Genomic DNA, 8,140 nt, shown 5'->3' with positions numbered 1-8,140 from the left:
CAGTGTCGGATTGTGTTGGTGTCATACTTCCAATCCGGCTTTTAGTCTAGTGAAAGTGACTATTTCGCTCCGTTAGTGATAGATGCCGGATACGTCTGAACTGATTTTGAAACCGTGCAACGGGCTATCATAGTAATCCTCGAGCTCGTCTTTGATCGCGAGACCGTGTGGATCATCAAGGCCGGCGATTACGTATAACAAGTCCCGCTGAAAGCCTGTGAGGTCGTACATACTTTCTCTTACGTATTCGAGTTTTGAAATTCTACTGGTTTATGAAATGATGTTATGACAACACATCAGTCGAACTGTTTACCCAAGAATAGCTCTGGCGTGTGCTCTGTTGAATCCGATGACGGGACGGGCATCACAATTTCCGAAGACACGAGTATCTCACTCTTCGTCGTCGAGGAGTTGGATCGATTTCCCTAGTGACTCCGATCTCCTCGTTCTCTGCAAGTTTCTATCTCTGAATTCTCTCGACAGCGCTCCTAAAACGAATATGGAGTGACCAGATCCCAACGCTTTCTGCGGATCCAACAGGGCACACCAGTCAGAATCCTCCTCATTGAATGGCTGGATTGCGTAGATATCTAAGGCCGTTAAAGTCTCCTATCAAGTATGCGCCACCGTGGGGGAAACGAAGTAGAACCTCAGCGGTTGCAGGGTGAAGTGAACGAAAACAGCCGCTAATCGAGTTCGCCGTACCCGTCTCCTCTCATGAGCTCTGCAACGGCCTCCACATTGTCGAACGCCGCGAGAAGTGCATACTCACGGGCGTCTGTCTTCGCGATATCATCGGCCCCGAGCTCCGTAGCGAGCCGGCTACGAAACTCCGCTTCTCGAGAGACGACTTCATCGCGAGCGAAGATCTCAAGCCGGTTGTCTCGTTCGTCTCCGACATTACTCCGACGTACGAAGTACGGATACTGATGGCTGCTCGTCTGGTGTGCTCCGCTGGCCGGCGGGGTAGTCGTCGTGCTCTTCTCGCTGGGACTGTTCGCATTCTTCGTTCCTCGGGAGGTCCGGGATTCTTTTACTTCGGCAGAAGTAGCTACATCGGGCTCCTGATCATCTGCCTCCTCGTTCGCGATATCATCGGGTCTCTCTGGTTCGTCATCTGCTTCTTCCTCCTCGTCACCGAAGTTGAGGTTCCCTGACCCGGATTTGAATGAATCTCCCCCCATTAGTCAGCCACCTCCGGTTCAGTCGTGAGGTTGAACCGCACCGTCTCAGTCCCGTAGTCATCGATATCTAGGACGAGTTCATCGTCGACATCTACATCGAACGTCTCCGTCGCGATGAACCCCGCCAACTGCCATAGCTTCTCCAGCGTTTCGAGTTCACGGTCGGGCACTCTACGCTCACCTTTCTTCGTGATCATCTCGCCGTCCTCCTCGTAGGTCTTCCACCTCTCTTCGACTACTTTGAACGCAGAGCCACGGGCTTCCCACATAGCGTCCATCAGACTCTCTCGTGACCCGATAGAGACTGGCGTTGCAAAGGAGTCCGTATTTTCGAACTGATCGCGATACTGCCTGTGGGCGTTCGTCTGCCCGACCCCGGACGGAACCACGCAGGAAAGCCCGATCTCGATGTCCAGCGCAGTCTCCATGTTTCCGACCATCTCCTCGAGACCATCGAGGCTGAGACTTCCCTTCCCAGCTGGCTTAACGGGTGCCACCAGTGTCCGAAGCGCGTAGATAGCATTGTAGAGGAGGTCCTCAGCGCGCGCGTTAGGGTCGATGAGGACTGCGTCGTACTTTTCGTTCAACTGCTCTCGCTCCCAGAGGAGATTGTATAGAAGCTCGAAGCGGGGGTACTCGTCTCGAGAGATACCCTTCATCCCCGTTTCATAGGAGATTTTCTGCTCGAGGTTGGAGGTAAAGTCCCCCAGCATATCGTGGCTCGGAATTATGTCGATGCCCTCCTCAGAGGTCTCGATGAGGTCGTCGAAGTCGCTATCAGGCATTTCCAGAATGTGCTTTACGAGATTATCTGCATCCGGGTTCCCACGGTTCTCTCCGACGTCGAAGAGTGAGGTGAGATTACCTGTCTGTGGGTCTAAGTCGATCACGAGGACATCAAGCCCCATCCGCTTGAGCGCGACCGCGAGGTTTGCTGTCATGGTCGTTTTGTACGTCCCCCCGGACTCAGCGTAGATGACGGTCGTTATCATATATCGACTCATATGACTGCCTGTTACATATATCTGTGTCAGACATTCGTGCCTATGATCTGTAACGAATGTCTAGAACGGTTGTCTGTAACGACTATCTGTATTTACCGATGAGTAGTGAAGATACACGGATTCAGCTACAAAAACGCAATCAGTTAGAGGTTGTGCGCTAAAATTTTGTCTGTGATAGCCGTCTGTAATTACCAGCTGTTTCGGTTATTTGGAACTAGAGGCTGTACTGATGGGATGCTCGATCTGAAAGCATGCACCTGAGAAAACTATCTAGAATATCTATCTATAACAGATGTCTGTGACAGGTATCTGTTATATTCGTCAATAATCAAGGCAAGTGCCTCGGAGCTGGACCTAGAGGTGGTTCACTCATTCCACGAAAGTTGGTCAATAGTTGGAAACTCAGCCTTCGCTGTCTGGGGCGGGTTGTAGTATCGGGACTTGATATCGTAGTACCCGAATTCAGGAGGGATACGAGCGCACGCCTTGGCCAGATTTTCGTCCGCTGTGTGGGTGATCACACGGATTCGAGCATTCGCATCGAACAATCGAACTGCCAACGCGACCACTGCTGCATCCTGCCAGTTGTTCGTCTCTGGATACTTGCCCTGCTGGTTGAGAAACCCATCTGCAACGAACCGTGCTTTCTCAACCGGTCCAGCACTACTATCGAATCCCTCTGTACGGTTACCGGGAAGCGGTGGGGCTACCCGCAGCCACCCTTCTTGGATAGCCGTATCGAGGTACGGATTCGTCGGTGAGTCAGCACTCCCGGTATCCGCCAGTTCGTGGTAGACTGCTGCTGGCACCCAAATTTCTGTTCCGGCTTCCTCTACGGCACTTTTGAGCGATTGTAGGTGTGGACTGGGGTGCTTCCCCAAGTTCCGAAACATCACCGTATCCGCAATATTCGCAGTATAGATCCTCGTCATTCGGTCTACTTGTCGTCAAATTCTTCGAGGAGATCGCCCTCGACCTCATCGAAATCATCTGGTGTGTACATCGTCGGGCCCGACTCGTCATCACCAAGATCGAGAATCGAATAGAGGGCTTCGACAAGATCATACGCAGTTCCAGAGGAAAGGTCTGCGAGGCTCGCGATTTGCCGGATTGTGACATCCCCCTCACTGTGTGCTTTCACGAGGTCGTATGCGAGTGCGAACGTGACGATGCCGTGGTCTTCGAGAACCCGCTCGATCGCTGGATACTCGTTCCTCTGTGCGATCACTTCGATAAGTTCGGGGGTAATCGAGACTTCTGTCTCGCGGACCGTCAATGTCAGTTCGAACTCTTCAGCGGTGTATACGGCGGTCCCGCTATCGTGGTCAACTTTGCTGATCAGGCCCGCCCGTTCCAGTTTATGGAGATAGTCGTACACCGTCTTCTTCGAGACTGTCGTTGTTTCAACGAGTTCAGGGCCCGTGGTAATCCCGGACCGCCGAATCGATGTATAGAGACTAGCGAGAGGCGGGTTCTCGAGTAATTCTGCGAACGTAGGGATTCCGGTGATCATCCCCGGAGTGTCACCCACGTTTCGCACGTGTTCTGTATCGTAGCTCATGTTGTGTAGAGTTACGAAACTGGAAACCATAAACGTTTGCCATAGAGATGGGGCACTGTAGTTTGGATAAGAAGAGGAGAGTGTGGGGCTTTCGCTACGAGTGAGAATCAGCTCTGCTCAGACGCGCTTAGATACGACAGATGGTTCCACAAGCGCGCTAGTCGTCACCAACGCTGAACTGTGTGTATTCACTCACTGCATTCAAGACGACACTCGTATTGGATTCTTGTACATCTGCATCGGCCAAGATACGCTTGATCTGGTTGTTCATATCGTCGGAGTCGGTGAACTTTCCAATCGCGATGATGTCGTAATCGCCGGTAGTCTCATACACACTCATCATTTGTGGTTCATCGCGAAGCGCGTCTGTAATATCCGGTAGCCCGGGGCCATCAACTTTGAGTTGGAGAATGGCAGTCACGTCGTAGCCAAGTTTGTTGTAATCGACAATTGGCGTATATCCCTCAATTGCACCTGCGTCTTCGAGATCTGCCAAATGGTTCGAAACCGTCGTCACCGACACATCAAGCTTGTCGCTGAGATTGCGCAAACTCTCACGGCCATCCCCCAAAAGTGCGTTTACTAGTTCCGTATCGAGGTTTTCGTACGCCATTGATCCTATTTTGATCTGTAGGGGGGATAATTGTTTTACTTGGGCTCTGGTGAAATACTATTCATCAGACACATTCTCGCCTGAAACAGCCGGTCGCTGAAGAGTGCGAATTGACCACTGGAATTTCTAACAGTTTCAGATGAGATTCGCATCACCGTGCAAGATACAGGGCGCATATCGGTCAGAGGCCTTGCCACCGTCCGATAAGTGTGTGTAGAATACTTTCCCCCGTGTGAGCCAAATCAGGGGCTATTTACTACCAGCGAGAAACGGCTTATGCGATGCCCTCCATCATCAAAGACACTGTGTTCAAAGAGCCCACTGGTGGGATTTTGGCACTCGTCTATCTCTCTGGGGCTCTTCTCTTCATCGGCCAGTACGGATATTACACCATTATAGCCAACTCCACGCCGGGCAGTTTCATACTCTTCATGTGTGCCGGATTTGGGCTGTCCGGAATTGCTGAATCACTACCGAACCACCGACGACGGGCCGCTGGTGTACTACGTATTGCCGCAATTTTCGTATATATTATTCTTCTTGCTACTCTCGTCATCGATTCCGATTTTCTAATGTAGTGCTATGTTGTCCTGTGCCAATTCGCTCCGATTGTCACAGAGGTGTTCCCTTGACTGATCCGTAACCGAACCCCAGATGAGATATAGGAGAGTCTACCGACTTCACTCTCTGTATCTCGCACGTCGCTATTGACAAGGACAGGGTAGTTTAACGGGTTGATCGATCTGTGAGTTTCCTATACTGAACACCAGAGCTCAGAATGTATCAGCTGTTGAGGATTTCAGCAGAGCCTGCCAGTGAGTTATCTGATTACTCCTCCTCAAACGAAGTACGTAATCGTTGTTCAAGAAACATTTCATTCAAACCAGTATACGTATTATTCTCACCACCTTGTTTCTGTAAGGAATAGTAATCGTCAGTCAGTTTTACTAGTTCTCTCACCACATGTTCCACAGTCTTCTCCACATCCCGAACCTCTTCTCGGGTGACCTTCTGATACCCTCCATGAATAATCCCAGAACGGGTATGATACCAGCCTTTGATACGATCATAATGCTCAATCTTAGTCTCGACGTCACTATCTGGCCATAGAAGCTGAACTGTCTTTTCAGCCATTCTATCGGCCTTCGGACGTTCGTACTTGTCAAGTAAAAGGCCCTCTAATGCTGCAACCAATGTCAAAAATGAATGCTCATCACGGTAATTATGGCTATGTAGTGTAAGTAACCGAATAGAACCTAAAATATTCGATTCGAGCGGTGTTCGATCCCCCTCATTGTTTTGAAGCACATCTGATAACTTTGTTAAAGTGGGTTCGGCGAATCGTTCATCATATCGTGTCCACCCAGATGGTTCTTGACTGGGTTCAAGAAACCAGATGTATCCTTCAGGATGGTAGATACCACCTGCAAGATCTTCTGGAGGTGGAGCTCTACCAGTACCCACATTGAGTGCACCCAAAATCGGTTGTAATTGATTGAATAATTCTTCTCGGATATAGGCTCGGCGTTTAAAAGAACTAAATTCTAATTTACCCCATGTTCGCCCCTCATAAAGATTAACAAAATGCTCATTCTTAGCAAACATATTTGACATATATTCTAATAGATCTTCTTTTTCCGCAGGCTCCTCGATAACCACTAGATCGCCAATCTCTTTCCCAATTGGCATTTCTACGAGTTCTGGGAAATATATGTAAGCCGTATACGTTGTTTCGGATCGCAAGTCTTCGATCACTTCCTCAAAATGCGGTTTTAAACGGTCCTCTGATGGAAGATCAAGTGGTCCTAATGCCTTTTGAACCTCCTCCTGAATTATACGGTCAGACAGTTTCCAGTTTTCTTGTAAGAACAATTCGGTGATGGTCTCACGTGTTTCTACCCACAGTCGAGACATCTCGGAACTTTCCAAGTCATCATTTTCTCTCGTTTTGATGAATTTTTGAACTAGGTCTGCTGAATCAGATGCCAAACACATTGCGACAGTATACGAATAGAGATTCTACTCGTATGATACTACGGGTTAAAGAGAGATTCAAAAACGGCCTTATTAGACGCTGCTGAAAGCGGCGGTTAGTGCTATGTGGCTCCTGTATTGATCGAAACCAGACGAAAACATATCAGCCGTTGATAATTGAACAGACCCCTATTTAACGGCCTGTTGACGGACGCTTGACCAACTTCTCCACAGTCATTTCTTGTTCACGCGATGGTCTGTCTGTGAGAACGCCTCAGTCGCCATATCAGCGCGCTCGGCGGCCTCGATGTGCTGGTACGCTTCGCGAACCTGTTCCTCGCTGTTGTCGAGGTACCGGGCAGCTGCGGCGTAGCCAAACTGTCGAACCAGCACTTCTCCGACACCCCTTCGCCCGCCATGTAGTTCGAGATAGTCGCCATCAAGTGAGAGATCCAGTTCGTCGCGACGCTCGGCGAGTGTGTCGTGTGTCCAGAGTCGTTCCATGATCGACCGGGCACCGTCGGTGGTGAGAGATTTCGGGGCGTCGAGGTCGTGCTCAGCAGCGACGATCAGGTCAGGTGTTCCGTTGCGAACACGATCGATCGCGTCGTCGCGGAGACCGACAGTGGCGAGTCCATTAGCGACGTGTGAGGCGAGCGAGGGTCGGTGTAGCGTCGTGAACACCGGCCACGAGTCCGGCACGTCCAGCACCTCGGCGTACCGGCGCAGGGGGCCGATGACGGGCTCGGGGAGTGATGCCTCCTTCCACTCACGGCTCTTTCGGAACACCGTGACGCTGCTGTCTGCGAACGACACGTCACGCCATCGAATCCCGTTCCGACCGTCGCGGTCTTCTTTCGGTGCCGAGAGGAACTCCGAACCTCGCAGGCCGGTGTAGGCGACGACGTACACAAGCGCCTGTTCGCGACACCGCTGGTAGGCCTCGAACCGGGCGCGCTGTTTGGCCTGCCACGTCTCACTCTCCGGGTCGCCTCGATCGGCGTGGGAAACCTCAATCGCGCCGAGCGCGTCGAACGACTCGGAGACGCGCCGATCGACAAACTGGGTGATCAGGTCGCGGTGGATCGGTTCCCACGCCTGCTGGTCGCCCGGCCGGCGGCCGTCGTTCTCGGGAAGCGGATCTTCGGCGTCCGACTCGCGGGCGTAGTGCCGCGAGATGTACCCCTGCGCGTGCGCCCACCCGCACCACGACGCGACGTGCGCGTAGTAGGTAAGTACCGTCCCGGCGGCGTACCCCGCAGTCGAGAGGTATCGCGCGTAGTCCGAGAAGACCGTCGTATCGAGGTCCGCGAACCGGACGGTGTCGCCGTCGACGACGCCCGCCCATGACTCCGGTGGGGAGGCGTTCGCCGGGTCGGCGGTCTCGCCGAGACACCAGCGTTGGAATCGATTTAGCTCGCGATCGGCGTCGGTTCGGTACGCGCCTTGCTCGCCGGCGTCGCCCTTCCCCTTGTCCGTGAGGTACTTCGTGAACGTGTCCTCGATCGGCGTCTCGACGGAGCGACGACCCGTCATTGAGCCTCCGAAGTGTAGGGTTTGTGCTGTCGGAATACCGCTGTGGACGCGGCGTTCCAGCTGGAGCGACAGTATGGGGAAACGTCGGCCATAATTCTGATTCTGTCTCGTTTGGGGCCACGGGTGGGGGCCACTAAGAAGTTACTCTGTCTTACTCAACTAAGACAAAGTAAATAATTACGGTGGATATGAGAGCCAGTGAGTGCTTATCGAGTGATATCGGCCGCGAGAGCCTATCTGGACGAACGAATACACTTTTATATTGTAT

At 52.0% G+C, this 8,140-nt stretch carries 8 protein-coding genes and 1 pseudogene; 1 reads left to right on the top strand and 8 read right to left on the bottom strand.

Annotated elements, in window-relative coordinates; genetic code table 11:
• Positions 1-114 precede the first annotated feature (114 nt).
• The 6 genes and pseudogenes from NO887_RS18255 to lrp all read right to left on the bottom strand — a co-directional run.
• Positions 115-231, bottom strand: a pseudogene (locus NO887_RS18255) (PadR family transcriptional regulator); the annotation flags it as partial.
• Positions 232-686: 455 nt separating this feature from the next.
• Positions 687-1,184, bottom strand: a complete 498-nt coding sequence (locus NO887_RS18250) for a DUF7970 domain-containing protein (protein WP_256419594.1) — start codon at positions 1,182-1,184, stop codon at positions 687-689.
• Complete coding sequence (locus tag NO887_RS18245; protein WP_256419593.1) at positions 1,184-2,176, bottom strand: ParA family protein; 993 nt, start codon at positions 2,174-2,176, stop codon at positions 1,184-1,186. The genes NO887_RS18250 and NO887_RS18245 overlap by 1 nt, the downstream gene beginning before the upstream one ends.
• A 377-nt stretch (positions 2,177-2,553) precedes the next feature.
• Positions 2,554-3,111 (bottom strand): PIN domain-containing protein, encoded by a 558-nt coding sequence (locus NO887_RS18240; RefSeq protein WP_345780170.1) that lies wholly within the window; start codon positions 3,109-3,111, stop codon positions 2,554-2,556.
• A 14-nt stretch (positions 3,112-3,125) separates the two neighbouring features.
• The gene (locus NO887_RS18235) at positions 3,126-3,749 is read right to left on the bottom strand and encodes a helix-turn-helix domain-containing protein (RefSeq protein WP_256419591.1); all 624 of its coding nucleotides are present in this window, start codon (positions 3,747-3,749) and stop codon (positions 3,126-3,128) included.
• A gap of 157 nt (positions 3,750-3,906) precedes the next feature.
• Positions 3,907-4,362: an HTH-type transcriptional regulator Lrp gene (gene lrp, locus NO887_RS18230; protein WP_256419590.1), complete on the bottom strand. Its 456-nt coding sequence runs from the start codon at positions 4,360-4,362 to the stop codon at positions 3,907-3,909.
• 281 nt (positions 4,363-4,643) lie between these two features.
• On the opposite strand from lrp, the gene NO887_RS18225 reads away from it, so the two are divergent.
• Positions 4,644-4,940 carry a DUF8011 family protein gene (locus NO887_RS18225; RefSeq protein ID WP_256419589.1) on the top strand — a complete coding sequence of 99 codons (297 nt, stop codon included), beginning with the start codon at positions 4,644-4,646 and terminating at the stop codon, positions 4,938-4,940.
• Positions 4,941-5,190: 250 nt separating this feature from the next.
• Here the strand turns inward: NO887_RS18225 and NO887_RS18220 are convergent, their stop codons facing one another.
• Entirely contained in the window at positions 5,191-6,351 is a 1,161-nt protein-coding gene (locus NO887_RS18220) for a hypothetical protein (RefSeq protein ID WP_256419588.1), read from the bottom strand.
• A gap of 219 nt (positions 6,352-6,570) precedes the next feature.
• Complete coding sequence (locus tag NO887_RS18215; RefSeq protein ID WP_256419587.1) at positions 6,571-7,872, bottom strand: site-specific recombinase; 1,302 nt, start codon at positions 7,870-7,872, stop codon at positions 6,571-6,573.
• Positions 7,873-8,140: the final 268 nt, after the last annotated feature.

This window comes from Halorubrum laminariae (assembly GCF_024494655.1).
Lineage (GTDB): Archaea > Halobacteriota > Halobacteria > Halobacteriales > Haloferacaceae > Halorubrum > Halorubrum laminariae.
The sequence above is the reverse complement of the archived record's forward strand: the minus strand, read 5'-3'. Positions and strand labels throughout refer to the sequence as shown.

Excerpts from the sequence above, each read along its gene's own strand:
- NO887_RS18245 (WP_256419593.1), bottom strand. The coding sequence starts at position 2,176 with ATGATAACGACCGTCATCTACGCTGAGTCCGGGGGGACGTACAAAACG.
- NO887_RS18235 (WP_256419591.1), bottom strand. The coding sequence starts at position 3,749 with ATGAGCTACGATACAGAACACGTGCGAAACGTGGGTGACACTCCGGGG.
- NO887_RS18250 (WP_256419594.1), bottom strand. The coding sequence starts at position 1,184 with ATGGGGGGAGATTCATTCAAATCCGGGTCAGGGAACCTCAACTTCGGT.
- lrp (WP_256419590.1), bottom strand. The coding sequence starts at position 4,362 with ATGGCGTACGAAAACCTCGATACGGAACTAGTAAACGCACTTTTGGGG.
- NO887_RS18215 (WP_256419587.1), bottom strand. The coding sequence starts at position 7,872 with ATGACGGGTCGTCGCTCCGTCGAGACGCCGATCGAGGACACGTTCACG.
- NO887_RS18225 (WP_256419589.1), top strand. The coding sequence starts at position 4,644 with ATGCCCTCCATCATCAAAGACACTGTGTTCAAAGAGCCCACTGGTGGG.